12 protein-coding genes are annotated in these 15,035 nt (G+C 71.2%); 3 read left to right on the top strand and 9 right to left on the bottom strand.

Going from position 1 to position 15,035, the window contains the following annotated elements:
* Positions 1–109: 109 nt before the first annotated feature.
* From K6T36_RS12285 to K6T36_RS12265, 5 genes are all read right to left on the bottom strand, one after another.
* Positions 110–1,681 (bottom strand): LVIVD repeat-containing protein, encoded by a 1,572-nt coding sequence (locus K6T36_RS12285; protein WP_222921537.1) that lies wholly within the window; start codon positions 1,679–1,681, stop codon positions 110–112.
* A gap of 146 nt (positions 1,682–1,827) precedes the next feature.
* Entirely contained in the window at positions 1,828–2,793 is a 966-nt protein-coding gene (locus K6T36_RS12280; protein ID WP_222921536.1) for an ROK family protein, read from the bottom strand.
* A gap of 93 nt (positions 2,794–2,886) precedes the next feature.
* Positions 2,887–3,330 (bottom strand): universal stress protein, encoded by a 444-nt coding sequence (locus K6T36_RS12275; protein ID WP_222921535.1) that lies wholly within the window; start codon positions 3,328–3,330, stop codon positions 2,887–2,889.
* Positions 3,331–3,590: 260 nt separating this feature from the next.
* Complete coding sequence (locus K6T36_RS12270; protein WP_222921534.1) at positions 3,591–3,974, bottom strand: DUF5611 family protein; 384 nt, start codon at positions 3,972–3,974, stop codon at positions 3,591–3,593.
* Between the two features lie 146 nt (positions 3,975–4,120).
* A complete protein-coding gene (locus K6T36_RS12265; RefSeq protein ID WP_222921533.1) occupies positions 4,121–5,464 on the bottom strand; it encodes a DUF7093 family protein in 1,344 nt (447 codons plus the stop codon).
* A gap of 139 nt (positions 5,465–5,603) precedes the next feature.
* Between K6T36_RS12265 and K6T36_RS12260 the strand changes: the two genes are divergently transcribed.
* Both K6T36_RS12260 and ygfZ read left to right on the top strand, forming a co-directional pair.
* Complete coding sequence (locus K6T36_RS12260) at positions 5,604–5,903, top strand: DUF6432 family protein (RefSeq protein ID WP_222921532.1); 300 nt, start codon at positions 5,604–5,606, stop codon at positions 5,901–5,903.
* 76 nt (positions 5,904–5,979) lie between these two features.
* Positions 5,980–7,089, top strand: coding sequence for a CAF17-like 4Fe-4S cluster assembly/insertion protein YgfZ (ygfZ, locus tag K6T36_RS12255; RefSeq protein ID WP_222921531.1), 1,110 nt, complete (start codon positions 5,980–5,982; stop codon positions 7,087–7,089).
* A gap of 289 nt (positions 7,090–7,378) precedes the next feature.
* Here the strand turns inward: ygfZ and K6T36_RS12250 are convergent, their stop codons facing one another.
* From K6T36_RS12250 to K6T36_RS12240, 3 genes are all read right to left on the bottom strand, one after another.
* On the bottom strand, positions 7,379–8,458 hold the full coding sequence (locus K6T36_RS12250; protein ID WP_222921530.1) for a geranylgeranyl reductase family protein: 1,080 nt from the start codon (positions 8,456–8,458) through the stop codon (positions 7,379–7,381).
* Positions 8,459–8,693: 235 nt separating this feature from the next.
* Positions 8,694–9,695: a WD40/YVTN/BNR-like repeat-containing protein gene (locus tag K6T36_RS12245; protein WP_222921529.1), complete on the bottom strand. Its 1,002-nt coding sequence runs from the start codon at positions 9,693–9,695 to the stop codon at positions 8,694–8,696.
* Positions 9,696–9,752: 57 nt separating this feature from the next.
* Positions 9,753–10,886: an RNA ligase gene (locus K6T36_RS12240; protein WP_222921528.1), complete on the bottom strand. Its 1,134-nt coding sequence runs from the start codon at positions 10,884–10,886 to the stop codon at positions 9,753–9,755.
* Positions 10,887–10,998: 112 nt separating this feature from the next.
* Here K6T36_RS12240 and K6T36_RS12235 point away from each other — a divergent pair, with 112 nt between their 5' ends.
* Complete coding sequence (locus K6T36_RS12235; RefSeq protein ID WP_222921527.1) at positions 10,999–11,742, top strand: RNA ligase partner protein; 744 nt, start codon at positions 10,999–11,001, stop codon at positions 11,740–11,742.
* A gap of 63 nt (positions 11,743–11,805) precedes the next feature.
* Here K6T36_RS12235 and uvrA read toward each other — a convergent pair whose 3' ends face one another.
* A complete protein-coding gene (gene uvrA, locus K6T36_RS12230; protein ID WP_222921526.1) occupies positions 11,806–14,832 on the bottom strand; it encodes an excinuclease ABC subunit UvrA in 3,027 nt (1,008 codons plus the stop codon).
* Positions 14,833–15,035 lie beyond the last annotated feature (203 nt).

Below are 15,035 nucleotides of genomic sequence, written 5' to 3'. Positions count from 1 at the left end.
TCGAGTTGGTGGCCGGAGGGTTGAAAGCTTGCGGTTGCGGGACCCGCCGACCGCCCGAAAGAAACACCCTCACGGTCGTTGTGGACGGATCGCGCCTCCGGGGGGCGAGTCACTCGGTGTCGCCCGGGCCCTCGTCCCCCTCGTCGCCGCGGCGAGCCGACCGCCGTCCGGCGAGCGCGGCGGCGACGCCCGCACCCGCGACCGCGCTCGCGACGCCGAAGCCGGGGGCAGCCGCGCTGGAGTCCGACGACGTGTCCGGCGACGATTCCCCTGTCCCGGACGCCGCGTCGGTGTCCGTCGGCGTCGACCCAGTCGCTGCCGGCGCGGTCCCGGCGGTCTCCCCGTCCAGCCGCGAGCGGTCGCCGCCGACGCCCGCGCGGTCGGGGAACGTCCACAGCCCCGCGGGTGCGCCGTCGCGGGTCCCCATCGACGGCGCGACGAAGAACTCGCCGGGGACCGCGAGCACGGCGCCCCAAAAGCGGGTCGCGTCGGGGTCCGCCCACCACGTCTCCTCGACCGGGTTCGCCGGGTCGGACACGTCGTGGCGCTTCACGCCGCCCTGATACCACGAGGAGTACAGCGTGTCGCCGGTCAGGTCCAGGTTGTGCGCGGTCGTCCACGTCCCGCCGAACCGCGGGTCGGGCGACGGCGGCGGTTCGATGCTCGACAGGTGGGTGGGGTCGCCCGTGTCGGACACGTCGTACAGGTCGACGCCGCTGGGCCCGCCGATCAGGTCGCCGTCGTGCTCGACGGCCCAGCTCTCGCGGCCGACCGCGAGGACGTCGCCGCCGGGCGCGAGCACCGCGACGTGGTGGTTGCCGGGCGGCACGGTCCCCGAGCGCGGCGGCGGGTCGCGCAGGTCGGCGGGGTCGCCGGGGTCGACGGCGCCCAGCAGGGCGGGGCTCGACGGCTCGGACACGTCGAGCAGGTACGTGCCGGCGTCCCAGTAGGCGACGGCGGCGACGCCGTCGCGGACGGTCACGTCGTGGATCGGCCGGAGCGCGCGCGAGACGTCGCGCCAGGAGTCGTCGGCGTCGAACAGCGACCAGCGGGCGACCTCCTCGCCGGCGGCCACGTCGACGACGACGAGGGCGTTGTCGGCCGCGCCGTTGCCCGTGAGATAGCAGTGGGGGCCGTCGATGTCGGCGTTGTGGATCGGGAAGTCGGTGTCGTAGAAGCCGGTCTCCCGGGGGTCCGCCGGGTCGGAGACATCGACGACGAGCACGCCCGACGGAACACCGTCGCGGGGGTTCGCCGGGCCGACGACCGCGATCCGGTCCCCCGAGACCGCAACGTCGTCGAGGCCGCGCAGCGGGCCGTTCTCGCGCTCGGCGAGGCGGTCCCGCCGCTCGGCAAGCACCGCCGGGGCCGACGGATCCGAGACATCGACCGTGGCGTAGCCGTCGCCGAGCGCGAGGTAGGCGACGCTCCCGTCCTCGGAGACGACGGCCTCGCGCGTGCCGGCGACCTCGACGGATCCCATCGGGCCGTACGCCCCCCCGTCGGAACCGTCCCCTGCAGCGTCGCCGGAGCCGTCACCGGTACCGTCTGCGGTGCCGTCGCTGTCGGGCGTCGAGTGTGCGCCCGCGACGGCGACGGGAGGGGACCGACCGGCCGAACTGGCGATGGCGCCCGTGCCGAGGGCCGCCCCGGCGGCGCGGAGGACGCGACGGCGTCGCATACCGTCCGGTCGGGGCCGAGCCGGATATGGCTAGCGGCAAGCGTCGTCGGTCCGAACGAAGCGCCACCCTCTGGGCGAACGAAGCGTCACCGTCGGGGCGACTGAAGCGTCACCGTCGGCCCGGACGAAGCGATCGAACCGGGGAGCTACGCCGTGCGATCGCCGGTGCCGCCGGTGATGGCGGACGCGAGCGCGCCCTTGACGACCACGTCGTCGCCCATGTCGGTGAGGCGCACGTCGGGGACGTTGACGAAGGTGGTCTCCTCCAGACGCTCGCGGACGGGGTCGAGCACGACCTCGGGGTTGTTGAGCGCGACGGCGCCGCCGACACGCACCACCAGCGGCGCGTACGCGTTCGCGAGGTTCGTGAAGCCGATCACGTTCCAGTCGGCGACGCGGTCGATGACGCGGTCGGCCAGCGGGTCGGAGCCGTGCGCCTCGAACACGTCGACTGCGGAGAAGTCGGGGTCGTCGATCGGGAGGTCCGTCGGCACGTCCGCGGCCTCCGTGTGGCCGAGGTGTCTGGCGTACTTCGGGATGTTGTTCCCCGAGCAGTACGCCTCCCAGTGGCCGTCCCGGCCACAGCCACAGGTCATCCTGCCGTCGGGGTCGACGACCATGTGGCCGACCTCGCCCGCGTTGCCGTCCCACCCCGAGAGGACGTGGCCGTCGACGCAGACGCCGGCGCCCAGCCCCGAGGAGATGGTGACGTACGCCATGTCGTCGGGGTTGCGGTCGCTGTGGAAGCGCTCGCCGATGACGCCCGCGATGGTGTCGTTGTGGAGGTGTACCCGCTCGGTGTCGAGCAGTTCGCGCAGCGGGCCGACCAGCGGGACCTGTCCGATGCCGGGGACGTTCGCCGGACCGTCGATGATCCCCTCCGCGAGATCGAGCGGACCGATGGAGGCGATCCCCGCCGCCGTCGCGTCCCCGGGGTCGAGGCCGACCTCCGCGCACGCCTCGCGGACGACGCGCAGGACTGCCTCGGTGATCGCGATGCCGGAGGTTCGCGGAGTGGCGGTCTCCGCACGCGCGAGAACCTCCGCCCGGTCGTCGCCGACGACGGCGCGGAGGTTCGTGGCCCCCAGGTCCACGCCCACGTAGTAGGCCATCGTTCGTGTGTCCGAGCGCCCGCACTTACGGATACCGCTTTCTCACACGGCCGCGAGTGGATCGCCGACGGGAGCGCCCGAGACGGGCTGGCGTTACTCCTCGCGGACGAACGTCACGGGACACGGCGCAGACAGGAGGATCTGCTGGGCGGTCGACCCGAAGACCGCCTTCCCCGTCGGCGAGCGGCTGCGACCGCCGACGAACACGCGGTCGGCGCCGACGCGCTCGGCGAGGTCCGCGATGGCCTCCCCGGGGTCGCCGACGACGCCCTCGACCTGGAACTCGACGCCGGCGGCCTCGATCGCCTTCGTCGCGCGGCGGACGCCTCCGAGGCGACGGGCCACGTCGTTGGGAGTGCCGTCGACGCCCTCAAGCCGCGTGAGCGCCTCGTCCACGTCGGACTGGCTCTCGAACGCGTGCCCGACGACGATGTTCGCGCCGGTCTGTTCGGCCAGTTCGATCGCCTCCCGGGTCACGTAGTCCAGTCGGTCGCCGTCGTCTCGCTTCACCGTCAGCAGTATCGTCTCGATGCTCATACGGCTCGATACGAGCCCGGGTGTAAAAAACCTATCGCGAAACTTTACTCGATATCGAATGAACGATTATGACGCGTCGAGCCGGGCGATCTCGGAGTCGAGGAGGTTCAGTCGATCGACCGAGGACAGAATTCAGCGGCGGCGCAGGCGGGGGACTACTCGGCGATCGAAACACGGCACAGTGACCGGTCGAGGACCGGACAGGAACGGTCGATGTCGACCTCGACGACGGTCGGCCCCCGGGCGGGGAACGGGGAGAATCAGTAGTCGGGTGCGTCGTCCTCGACCTCGCGTTTCAGCGATTCGCGACGCGACTTGGCGTCGCGGCCGGTCGCATCGAGCAGGAACGAGTTCTTCGCGTCGACCGCGTCGGCGGCGGCGTCGGCGTTGCCCTCGGCGATGACCTCCTCGGCGGGGCGCTCCTCGAAGTGGACGGCGAGCTTGTCCTTCTTGCCCGAGTACGACGCCGCGCCGGCGACGATGCGCTCGAACACGGGGTTGTCGGGGTCCTCGACGACGTACAGCTCGTGGCCGTCGAACTCCTCGGTGCCCGCGACCGGGCCGAACCGCTCTTCGATCTCGCCCTTCAGGTCGGGCATCCGGTCCTCGAGGTGCTCGCCGCGACGCATCTTGTACTCCTTCATGCCCGCCCGTTTGCCCGGGTCCGGTAAACACGTTTCGTCAGACGGCGATCGGACGCGTCCGTCCGTGACGGCCGTACGACGCCCGATATCGAGCGTCTCGGAACGCCCGACGCGCGGACGGCGAGGTCCCTGTCGAACGGACCGGGCTACCGGATCTCGCGCTCCTCGATGTACCCGCGCTTGCACTCGGGACAGATGTCGCCGGCGCGCATCGAGGAGGCGCCGACGGGCTCGTTGTTTCCGCAGTCGGGGCAGACGTAGACGGTGTCGACGTTGTCGACGGTCGTCCGTAGCTCGACGTTGGACGCCGAGGGACCGGAACCGCCGGTGTTCGACCCGCGCTCGGTGCCACCGGCGTCCGACGCGGGCCCGGTGCCGCCGGCGACCTCGTCGGCGCCGGTGCCGCCGTGCGCGTCGTCGGCCGAGGCCGGAGCGGCGGATCGCTCGTCGACGGCCGCCTCGGCGTCGGCCTCGATGAACTCCACGTCCTCCCGTTCGCTGACCTCGGGGTCGACCTGCGGGGTGAGGTTGCCGTCGACGGAGACCCCCTCGTCGTCGCCGCCGAGCTCGGCGTCGTAGCCCTCGTCCTCGCCCGCCCGCTCGGGCCAGTCGCCCGGGCCGTCGCTGTCGATGAACTCCGCGTCCTCGTCGGTCGGGTCGGCGGCCGCACCCGGCTCGTCGGCTCGCTTCGCGTCCGGAACCACGTCCGTCCGGGCCTCGCTCGCGGCGTCGTCCTCGGGTGCCGGGTCGTCGTCGCCGATGAACTCCACGTCCTCGTCCTCGCCCTCGGCGGGACGGGGGGCGCCCTCCGCGTCGGGCCACTCCGCCGAGTCGGGATCGCCCGACGGGTCGTCGCCGCGGCGGTTCGCGTCGGCGTCCGGCCACTCGCCGTGCCCGCGTTCTCTCGTCTCCGGCTCCGGGGTCCGGCTTTGGGCGGGCTGCCCGCTGGCATCGCCCTCGGCGTCGATGATCTCGGCGTCCTCGTCAACGTCCGCGTCGACGGCGCCGTCGGCCGACTCCGCCGTCGGGTGGTCGAAGCCGTCCTCGGGCGCCGCGGTTCCGTCGGCGGCGTCACCGTCGCCGGCCTCGCCGGCCGCGACCGTCCCGTCGGCGGGCGCGTCCGAGCCGACCGCCCGATCGTCGAGCGTCGCGTCGGCCGTCGTGGCATCGGGCGTCGACTCGTCGGGCGTCGCCGCGTCGGACATCTGCCCGTTCGGGGTCGTCGCGTCCGGGGTCGCATCCGGTGTCGCGTCGTCGATGCCGTCGGTTCCGTCGGCCGCCGATCCCGCGGACCGAGCGCTCGCCGCGTCCGCCCGACCCCGGCCGGCCGAGGTCACCTCCTTGTTCTCGGAGACGACGCGCGTCTCGCCGCAGCGCCCGCACTCTTTCACCTCCGTGATGGTGGTGATGACCTCGTCCCCCCGCACTTCGCGGTCACGTTCCGTCCTCGGCTCCGAGAAGTCGTGGCCGAGGAGACATCTGAGTCCCATTGTGCCTACGAATCGCTCAAACCCATAAAAGGGTTCGCTCGCGTCGGACGCCTGGCACGCGCGCCGCCGGCGGCGACGAGCCCGGCTGCGGGCCGTCGACGCCGGTACACGTAAGCCACACCCGAGCGATCGCTCGTCCATGAGGGTGCCGCCCGAGTTCCGCGACAGGGACGACACGGAGGTGGCGGTTCTCGACGCGCTCGTCGGCCGCGCCGACGACGGCATGACGGTGCTGGAGCTCCGGTCCGGCGTCGACGCGACGATCGACGAGGTGGAGGAGGCGCTGTCGGCGCTGAAGTCGGCCGGGCTCATCGAGATCGAGCAGGCCGACGGGCGCGTGCGCATCTACCCCGACGACCGCGTCGTTCCCGACCCGGGCGAGCAGGTCGACGGCGATCCGGGGCTCCTCGATGCGATCCGCCGTCGACTCGGGCTGTAAGCGCTTCCCGCTCGGGCGTCGACACCGACCCACCGCTTCCGCTCCCCTTTTGGCGTCCGCGGGTGTGCGTACGCGTATGAGTCTCGTCGCCGACGTGCACGCCGACCACGGCGCCACCTTCACCGACCGCGGCGGCCGCGAGGTCGTCGCGGACTACGGTCGGCCGGACAGCGCCGCCCGCGCCGTCCGCAACGGCGTGGGCGCCATCGAGATGGGCTACGGTGTCGTGATCGTCGAGGGCGACGACCGCGTCGAGTTCGTCGACAACGCCGTCTCCAATCGGGTCCCGAGCGCGGACGGCGAGGGCTGTTACACGCTGTTGCTCGACCCACAGGGCGCGATCGAGACCGAGCTGTTCGTCTACAACGCCGGCGAGCGCCTCCTGCTGTTCACGCCCCCCGACCGCGCCGAGCCGCTCGTCGAGGACTGGGAGGGGAAGGTCTTCATCGACGACGTCCAGTTGCGCGACGCAAGCGACGAGTTCGGCGTCTTCGGCGTCCACGGCCCGACCTCGACCGAGAAGATCGCCTCCGTCCTCAACGGCGCCGGCTCCCCCGAGCCCGAGCTCACGTTCGTCCGCGGGCGGATGAACGACGTGGGCGTCACGGTGATCGCGAGCGACAACCCGACCGGCGAGGAGGGGTACGAGGTCGTCTGTGCCGCCGACGAGGCCGAACGCGTGTTCGACACCCTCCTGACGCGCGGCCTCAACGCCGCCCCGTTCGGCTACACCACCTGGGGCATGCTCACCGCCGAAGCCGGCACGCCGCTGTTCGACACCGAACTCCGGGGTCGCCTGCCGAACGTCGCGGGCGTCCGCTCGGCCGTCGACTTCGAGAAAGGCTGTTTCGTCGGCCAGGAGGTCGTCTCGAAGGTGGAGAACCGCGGCCGGCCGAGCAAGCGACTCGTCGGCCTCCGCCCCGATGCCCTCCCGGAGTCCGGCGCGGCCGTATTCGACGGCGACGCCTCGGTCGGCGAGATCACTCGCGCGGTCGAGTCACCGTCGCTCGACGCGCCGATCGCGCTCGCGTATCTCGACTTCGACGCCGACGCTGACGCCGGCGACCTCGCGGTCCGCGTCGACGGCGACGAGGTCGCCGCCGAGCGCGCCGACCTCCCGTTCGTCGAGGGGGGCGCGCGGTCGCTGCGGCTACCTACGTACCCCGAGGCGACCGAACAGACGTAACGACGGGCAAGCCGGACGCGACGATCCTCGACTCCCCGAAGCTGCACGGGCGGGAGTCCGGGTTCGACGCTCGATCGACTTTCTGCCGGGTGGGACTGGAAGGGGCCGCGTCGCTCGCGGGAGACTCCGATGTAAGCACCGCAGGCGAGCGACCGAAGGGAGCGAGCCGAGGAGCACAGCGAGGATTCGACCGCGAGCGACGCGGGGGCTTCCGCGGTCGTCGTCGCGGTCAGATCGGTCGAGTCGGGTACGAAGGCACCGAAGTCAACGACAACACGAACAGCGCCGACTACGAGAACAGCTTCCGCAGGTGCTCGCGCGAGAAGAACGAGCTCGGCTCGTCCATGTGGACGCCGATCTCCCCGGAGAGCGCCCACAGCCCGGCCCGCTGCACCGGCTCCGGAAGTGAGTACGCCCGCCGGATCCAGTGACCCAGTCGGATCTCCCTGCTCAACTCCTCGCGCCACCCCTCCTCGTATCGGGGGAGCGTGTTCGGGTCCTGGGGATCGATGACATCGGCGGCCACGTCGGCTGCGCGCATCCCGTAGAGGATGCCGCCGCCGGTGAACGGCTTCGTCTGGGCGGCCGCGTCGCCCAGCAGGAACCCGCGCTTCGCAGTCGTCCGCGCGGGCGGGCCGATGGGGATCGCTCCCGAGCAGAAGCGGTCGGTCTCCACGCCGTACTCCGCGGTGAGGCGGTCGAACAGCTCGTTGACCTCGTGGCCCGGCGGCGCCGCGAGCCCGTACTCGACGCCGGCGTCGCCGCGGGGGATGCGCCACGCGAAGAAGCGCGGGGCGGTGAGGTGCACGCTCACGTAGTCGCCGTGGTCCGCCTCGTCGGTGAACGCGAGCACGCCGTGGAGCGTCTCCGTCGGTTCGGGAAGGTCCAGTTGCTTGCGGACCCGGGAGACGGGCCCGTCCGCGCCGGCGACCATCCGCGCCTCGAACGTCTCCTCGTCGCCGCCGACGCTGGCGGTCACCTCGACGTAGCCCGGCCGCTCCTCGACCGACGTGACGGTGTGGCCCTCTCGCACGTCGGCGCCGGCGTCGCGGGCAGCGTCCGCTAGCGTGTGGTCCAGCTCGACGCGGTCGATGACGTTCGACACCTCCTCGCGCTTGTAGAAGCGGTCGCTCGACGACTCGGGTCCGCCGACGTGGAAGTCGGCGCCGTACACCCGGTTCTGGAGCAGCCGCTCCTTCGCGTCGGCGGGGACGTAGTTCCAGATGTCGGTGGAGACGTGCCCCGAGCAGGCCAACGGCTCGCCGACCGTCCCCTTCTCGAGGGCGAGCACGTCGTAGTGGGCCTCCGCGGCCCGCCGGGCGAAGCGCGCGCCCGCCGGACCCACGCCGACCACGACGAAGTCGTACATACTTCGGAGTGCACGCGGACGGAGATATATCTCGTGGGTCCTCGATGGCTGACAGGCGGCCGGGTCCTACGCACGACGGGTGACCACACGCGCTCACGGCTCGCGCCGCTCGCATCGAGGTCTCCGATTCGTCGACCTCGCACCCGCGGACCGCCGCGCGGCGAAGGTCAGGTCATAGGGTGGCTGGCCGCGTCATGGCGTATCAACCCTCGTCCGAGCCAGGATGGACGACGGACTACGGGAGGACCGCCAGCCCGCGAGCGGTCTGGTCCGCGATCCGATCCGGCCAGTCGACCGCGACTTCGTCCCACGAATCCCCCGCGTCCGGCGTGCGGTACAGCCCGCGATTCGAGAGCGCGTAGAACTCCCCCGGATCGCCGGCCGCGAGGACCGGCCGGGTGACGCCCTCGCCGAGCGGCAGGCCGCGGCCGTCGAGGCGTTCCCAGTCGGCGTCGCCGACTCTGCGATAGACGTACGTCTCCGCGCTCGCGGCGGTGTGTGCCTCGCGTGCGCCGCGGGCGGCCGAGACCAGTACGCGGTCGGGGTCGCCGGCGTCGACGGCGACGCTCCAGCAGTAGGTTCGATCGAGACCGGTCTGTGGGTGGCTCCAGGTCTCGCCCCCGTCGGCCGTCTCCGCGTAGCCGTCGCCGGCGGCGCCCCACGCCCGGTTCGGGGCGTCCGGATGCGTCGCCATCGAATGCGTGTCTCGCCGCGATCCAGGCACGCGGTCGTCCCACGTCTCGCCGCCGTCGTCAGTCGTCACGAGCGCGCCGGCCTCGACGGCGACGTACAGGTGTCCGGGGTCGTGCGGGTCGGGTTCGATCCAGCGGACATGGTGGGTGTGCGGTCGCGGCGGGAACGCCCACCCGTCGCTGGAGGGCAGGTCGACGAGGCCGTCGCGGTGTTCCCACGTCTCGCCGCCGTCGGTCGAGCGGTACACCCGTGAGGGCTCGGTCCCGGCCCAGATCACGTCCGGGTCGTTCGGGGAGACGGTCACGGCCGTCACCGCGTCCTGTTCGAGCGCGTCGGCGCCGACGCGCTCAAACCGCTCGCCGTCGTCGGTCGATCGCCACAGCCCCGACTCGAACGTGCCGACGAACACGCGGTCGGGGGCGGCGGGGTGAACCGCGACGCATTCGAGCGCGCGGCCGTCGAGGTCGGGGGCCGCGGCGACGGTTCCGGCTTCCGGGTCGACGACACGGACGTGATCGCGCATCGCGGCGTGGACGGTGGCCATACCGAACGCGTCGGGCGCTCGCGGGAAATCTGTACCGTCGACCGGAACGGTCCGCGGTCATTCGTCGTACGTGCCGCCCGAGAGGTAGTGACGCGTCCGGTCCCGGGTCGCCTCGGCGACCTTTCGGAACCGGACGACCCGATCGTCCCCGTCGGTCTCGTCGGCGATCACCTCGAGTTCGACGCCGAACGCCCGGAGGTGATCGAGCAGCGCGCCGACGTGCTCGGGATCGCCGCGGGCGACGTGTTCGTCGCCGACTCCCCCGTCGGCGGCGACCTCGCGGATCGTCTCGACGAACGGCACCAGCAGCGACTCCCCGAGGTCGTGTGCCCGCTCGCGCAGCCGGTCGCCGTTCTCGTCGAACTCGTACGCCTGGAACGCCTCCCGCATCACCCGCGAGAAGAGGAAGTCCCGCCCGCGCTCGAACGGGGTTCCCGCCGCGTACGCCACCTCCGCGTGGTGGTGTGTCTCGGTGGTGTACTTCAGCGCCGTCGTCGCGTCCGGCGACTTCATGACGACGCCCTCGCGCCCGTGCTCGTCGAGGTCCTCGATCACGCGTCGGACGTGCCTCGGTGCCGACTCGGGCCCCCACGCCCCGAACACGCGCGGTTGCGGGAGTCCGTAGGACGCACACCGCTCGCGTCGCCGGTCGACCGGGAGCGGTTCGCCCGTGACCCGGTCGCGAACGTCGAAGACGCGCAACGCGTGGGAGTCGACGCCGTCGTAGTCGTGGGTCGTGTACGGCGTCTCCGGCCCGATCAGTTCCGCACACACCATCGCCCGAGGGTGATCCCGAAAGAACGCCCCGAGGTCGAGCAGCGTCCGCGCGCGATCGGTCGTGTACGGACAGAGGTAGCCGCTCCGGGTGAACGCCAGCGGCTGGCCGTCCCCGAGGTCGACGATCCGAACGTTGAACCCGTTGAGCTTCTCCTCGACGACGACCCGCTCGGCGTCGAAGTGCTCGGAGACGGTCGGATCGAGGACGAGCGCGCGGGGGACGCTCGGGTAGCCGCGGACGACGGCGTCGCCGTCCACGACGACCGTCCCGCGTTCGAGCCCGTGGCGCGCGTCCGGAAGCGCCGCGCACTCGCGCCCGAGCCGCTCGTGGCGTTCGAGGTGCTCGCCCAGGTCCGCGGGGTCGGTTACGTCGGGATCCAGCCGGTCGTACAGCGTCTCCGCTGCGTTCCCCATGTGTGAGAGATACGCACACGGTGCCCGAAAAGCCGGCGACGACTCCGACGGGACGCGAGCGCCGACGATGACGACGCCGGGGTTTTTGCCGCTCGCCCGGGTATCGCCGGGTATGCCGGCGACGCCGCCGCGCCAGCAGTTCGTCCTCGACACGTCGCTGTTCATCACCGAGGGGATCCGTCGTGAGGACGAGTCGGTCGAGGACGCGGTGCTGCGACTGCTCGACCTGATCGCGACCGCCCGTCTGGAGCTGAACGCCTCCTGCTACGTGCCGCCGTCCATCCACGACGAGCTGGCGACGATGCTGCGGGACCGGGACGTGAGCGACGAGGTGTTCTCGAAGCTCGACACGTGGGTGATCCGCAAGAGCCCCGACCGCTACGGCGTCCAGATCCCCGCCGATATCGTCTACCAGTTCGTCGACGAGATGAACGACCGCGTGGACCGGGGACTGCGCGTGTCCGAGGAGGCCGTTCGGGAGGTGGAAGCCCTCGACCCGGAACAACTCACCGCCGGGGAGCCCGCCGGCGACGACGACCACGAGTACATGTCCGACGCCGACCGCGTCGTCTCGGACCTCCGTGACAAGTACCGCCGCGCGCTCCGACAGGGGGTGCTCGACTCCCGCGAGGACTTCGACCTCCTCGTGCTCGCGCGCGAACTCGAGGCGGGCGTCGTCACCGAGGACCGCGGCATCATCTCGTGGGCCGACCAGTTCGGCCTGCGGTACGTCCGCGGGCGACAGTTCCCGACGCTGCTTCGCGAGTACCTCCGCGCGTCAGGGGTCGAGGGGTACGCGGACCCGTCTCGGTTGCCGGAGACGCCGGAGGACGGCGACGAGGGCGAGGAGGGCTGATCGTTCCTCCTCGCCCGACGACCGTCCGAAACGGCGTCCGCCTCGCCGGCGTTCGGCCTCGCCTCAGTCGTCGGTCGCGGGCGCCTCGACAGCCTCGCCCTCGTCGGCACCCTCCTCGCCGTCCGCGTCGGTCGCGTCCGCCGCCAGCGCCGGCATCCGACGGTCGCTGCGGGGGCCCTCCATGTCGACCTCCGGGAGGTAGTCACGGAGGTACCGACCCGTATGGGACGCCGCGACCCGGGCGACCGCCTCGGGGGTGCCCTCGGCGACGACCTCGCCGCCGCCGTCGCCGCCCTCGGGACCCAGATCGACGATGTGGTCGGCGTTCTTCACCAGGTCGAGCTCGTGCTCGATGACGACGACCGTGTTCCCCTTGTCGGTGAGCCGGTGGAGCACGTCGATGAGCTTGCGCTCGTCGGCCTTGTGCAGGCCCGTCGTCGGCTCGTCCAGCAGGTAGAGGGTGTCGCCGGCGTCCTTCTTGCCCAGCTCCTCGGCGAGCTTCACGCGCTGGGCCTCGCCGCCAGAGAGCGTCGTGGACGGCTGGCCGAGCTGCATGTAGTCGAGCCCCACGTCCTTCAGCAGGCCGAGCCGGCGTTCGAGCCCGGAGTGGGACTCGAAGAAGTCGTACGCCTCCTCGACGCTCATGTCGAGCACGTCGGCGATCGTCTTCCCCTTGTACGTCACGTCGAGCGTCTCGTCGTTGTAGCGCGCGCCGCCGCACTCCTCGCAGGGCACGTGCACGTCCGACAGGAAGTTCATCTCGATCTTGACGGTACCCTGCCCGCCGCACTCCTCGCAGCGTCCGCCCTTCACGTTGAACGAGAAGCGACCCTTGTCGTAGCCGCGCTGGTTCGCCAGCTTGGTCTCCGCGAACAGCTCGCGGATGTAGTCGAACACGTCGGTGTACGTCGCGGGGTTCGAGCGCGGCGTGCGGCCGATCGGCGACTGGTCGATGAGGCGCACGCCCTCGATGTTGTCCATCCCCGAGATGCGGTCGTGCTCGCCCGGGTCGACCTCGGTGTTGTCGTTCATCTCGCGGGCGAGGCCCTTGTACAGCACGTCGTGCATGAGCGTCGACTTCCCGGAGCCGGAGACGCCGGTAATGGCGGTGAACTGCCCGACCGGGATGTCCACGTCCACGTCCTTCAGGTTGTGCTGGCGCGCGCCCTCGACCGTGAGCGCGGCGTCGCTGTCGCGACGGCCGCCCGGCACCTCGACGACCTCGCGGCCGGCGAGGTAGTCGCCCGTGACCGACTCGTCGGTGTTCACGATGTCGTCGAAGTCGCCCTGGGCGACGATCTCGCCGCCGCGCTTGCCCGGCCCGGGCCCGATGTCGATGATGTTGTCCGCCCGGCGCATCGTCGCCTCGTCGTGCTCGACGACGAGCAGCGTGTTCCCGAGGTCGCGTAGCCCCTCCAGCGTGTCGAGCAGGCGGTCGTTGTCGCGCTGGTGGAGGCCGATGCTCGGCTCGTCGAGGACGTACAGCACGCCTACCAGTCCGGAGCCGACCTGCGTCGCCAGCCGGATACGCTGGCTCTCGCCGCCCGACAGCGTCGACGCCTCGCGGTCGAGGGTGAGGTACTCCAGCCCGACCTCCTCCATGAAGCCGAGGCGCGCGCGGATCTCCTTGAGGATCTCCTCGGCGATGGTCCGCTCGCGCTCGCTCATCGTCTCCTCCATCCCCTCGAAGTGCGTCAGCGCGTCGCCGATCGACAGCTCGTTCACGTCGGTGATCGACGTGCCGTCGACGTAGACGGACCGCGACTGGGGCTTCAGGCGCGTCCCCTCGCACTCGGGGCAGGTGGTGACGGCCATGAACTCCTCGATGTGCTCGCGCGTGCGGTCGGAGTCCGTCTCGACGTGACGCCGTTCGAGGTTCGGGATGACGCCCTCGAACCGCTGGGTCTTGCGACGCACGCCGTTTCGCGTCTGCTGTTCGAACTCAACCTCCTCGTCGGTGCCGTAGAGGAACTGTCGCTGCTCCGAGTCCGACAGCTCCTCGAACGGCGTCTCCACGTCGACGCCGAAGTGCTCGGCGACGTTGTCGAGGCGGGTGCGGTAGTACGACCGGTTGTAGCTCCACGGCTCGAACACGTGCTTGATCGGCTGGCTCGGGTCCGTGACGACGAGGTCCTCGTCGACCTCCTTCGTCGACCCGATGCCCTCACACTCGGGGCAGGCGCCGTGCGGGGAGTTGAACGAGAACGAGCGCGTCTCGATCTCCGAGAAGTCGATGCCGCAGTGGGTGCACGCGAGGTCCTCGGAGAACTCCACGACGAGGCGGTCGTCCCCGTCGCCGGCGAGGTCGCCCGTCGAGCGAGACTCGTTGCCGCCGAAGTCCACGTCGAGGTCGTCACCCTCGGGCGGGTCCGGCAGGATCAGCTTCAGGACGCCGTCGGCCTCCTCCAGCGCCGTCTCGACGGAGTCGGTGATCCGCGAGCGGTCCTCCTCGCGGACCTTCACGCGGTCGACGATCACGTCGATCGTGTGGTCGTAGTTCTCGTCCAGCTCGGGGCGCTCCAGCGAGAGGTCGTACTGCTCGCCGTCGACCTCGACGCGGGAGTAGCCGTCGGCGACGAGCTCGTCGAAGAGGTCCTCGAAAGCGCCCTTCTGGTCGCGCACGACCGGCGCGGCGATCATCGCGCGGGTGCCCTCCGGTAGCTCGAACACGCGGCGGACCATCTGCTGAGCCGACTGCTCGCCGACCTCGCGGCCGCACTCGGGGCAGTGCGGGTGGCCGACCCGGGCGTACAGCAGGCGGAGGTAGTCGTGCAGCTCCGTGACCGTCCCGACGGTCGATCGGGGGTTGTTAGCGGCGTTCTTCTGGTCGATGGAGATGGCCGGCGAGAGCCCCTCGACGCTCTCGACCTGCGGCTTGTCCATCTGTCCGAGGAAGTTCCGCGCGTACGCCGACAGCGACTCGATGTAGCGACGCTGGCCCTCGGCGTAGACGGTGTCGAACGCGAGCGAGGACTTCCCCGACCCCGACAGGCCGGTGACGACGTTGAACTGCTCGCGGGGGATCTCCACGTCGAGGTCCTTGAGGTTGTTCTCCTCGGCGCCGCGAACCTCGATGAACTCCTTGGGCACTACCGTTCACCCCGTCCGGGGGCGACGACTCGGTAACGCACGGCTCTGCCACTCATTATCCCGACCTGGGTTCGGAACCACTTAACGGGCGCGTCATCGGACCCACGCGTCGCTCGCGAGGGTTCAAATACCGGAACGGGACCAGTCGCCGTGTGACCTGAATCGGGTCGTCGGGGACCCAGGCGGGTGTGTGGTCCACCCCC

The organism is Halobaculum roseum (assembly GCF_019880245.1).
GTDB lineage: Archaea > Halobacteriota > Halobacteria > Halobacteriales > Haloferacaceae > Halobaculum > Halobaculum roseum.
Note: the sequence above shows the minus strand (reverse complement) of the source record. Positions and strands in the feature narration are given on the sequence as shown.

Excerpts from the sequence above, each read along its gene's own strand:
- K6T36_RS12250 (WP_222921530.1), bottom strand. The coding sequence starts at position 8,458 with ATGTACGACTTCGTCGTGGTCGGCGTGGGTCCGGCGGGCGCGCGCTTC.
- K6T36_RS12240 (WP_222921528.1), bottom strand. The coding sequence starts at position 10,886 with ATGGGGAACGCAGCGGAGACGCTGTACGACCGGCTGGATCCCGACGTA.
- K6T36_RS12260 (WP_222921532.1), top strand. The coding sequence starts at position 5,604 with ATGAGGGTGCCGCCCGAGTTCCGCGACAGGGACGACACGGAGGTGGCG.
- K6T36_RS12265 (WP_222921533.1), bottom strand. The coding sequence starts at position 5,464 with ATGGGACTCAGATGTCTCCTCGGCCACGACTTCTCGGAGCCGAGGACG.
- ygfZ (WP_222921531.1), top strand. The coding sequence starts at position 5,980 with ATGAGTCTCGTCGCCGACGTGCACGCCGACCACGGCGCCACCTTCACC.
- K6T36_RS12270 (WP_222921534.1), bottom strand. The coding sequence starts at position 3,974 with ATGAAGGAGTACAAGATGCGTCGCGGCGAGCACCTCGAGGACCGGATG.
- K6T36_RS12275 (WP_222921535.1), bottom strand. The coding sequence starts at position 3,330 with ATGAGCATCGAGACGATACTGCTGACGGTGAAGCGAGACGACGGCGAC.
- K6T36_RS12280 (WP_222921536.1), bottom strand. The coding sequence starts at position 2,793 with ATGGCCTACTACGTGGGCGTGGACCTGGGGGCCACGAACCTCCGCGCC.
- K6T36_RS12285 (WP_222921537.1), bottom strand. The coding sequence starts at position 1,681 with ATGCGACGCCGTCGCGTCCTCCGCGCCGCCGGGGCGGCCCTCGGCACG.
- K6T36_RS12245 (WP_222921529.1), bottom strand. The coding sequence starts at position 9,695 with ATGGCCACCGTCCACGCCGCGATGCGCGATCACGTCCGTGTCGTCGAC.
- K6T36_RS12235 (WP_222921527.1), top strand. The coding sequence starts at position 10,999 with ATGCCGGCGACGCCGCCGCGCCAGCAGTTCGTCCTCGACACGTCGCTG.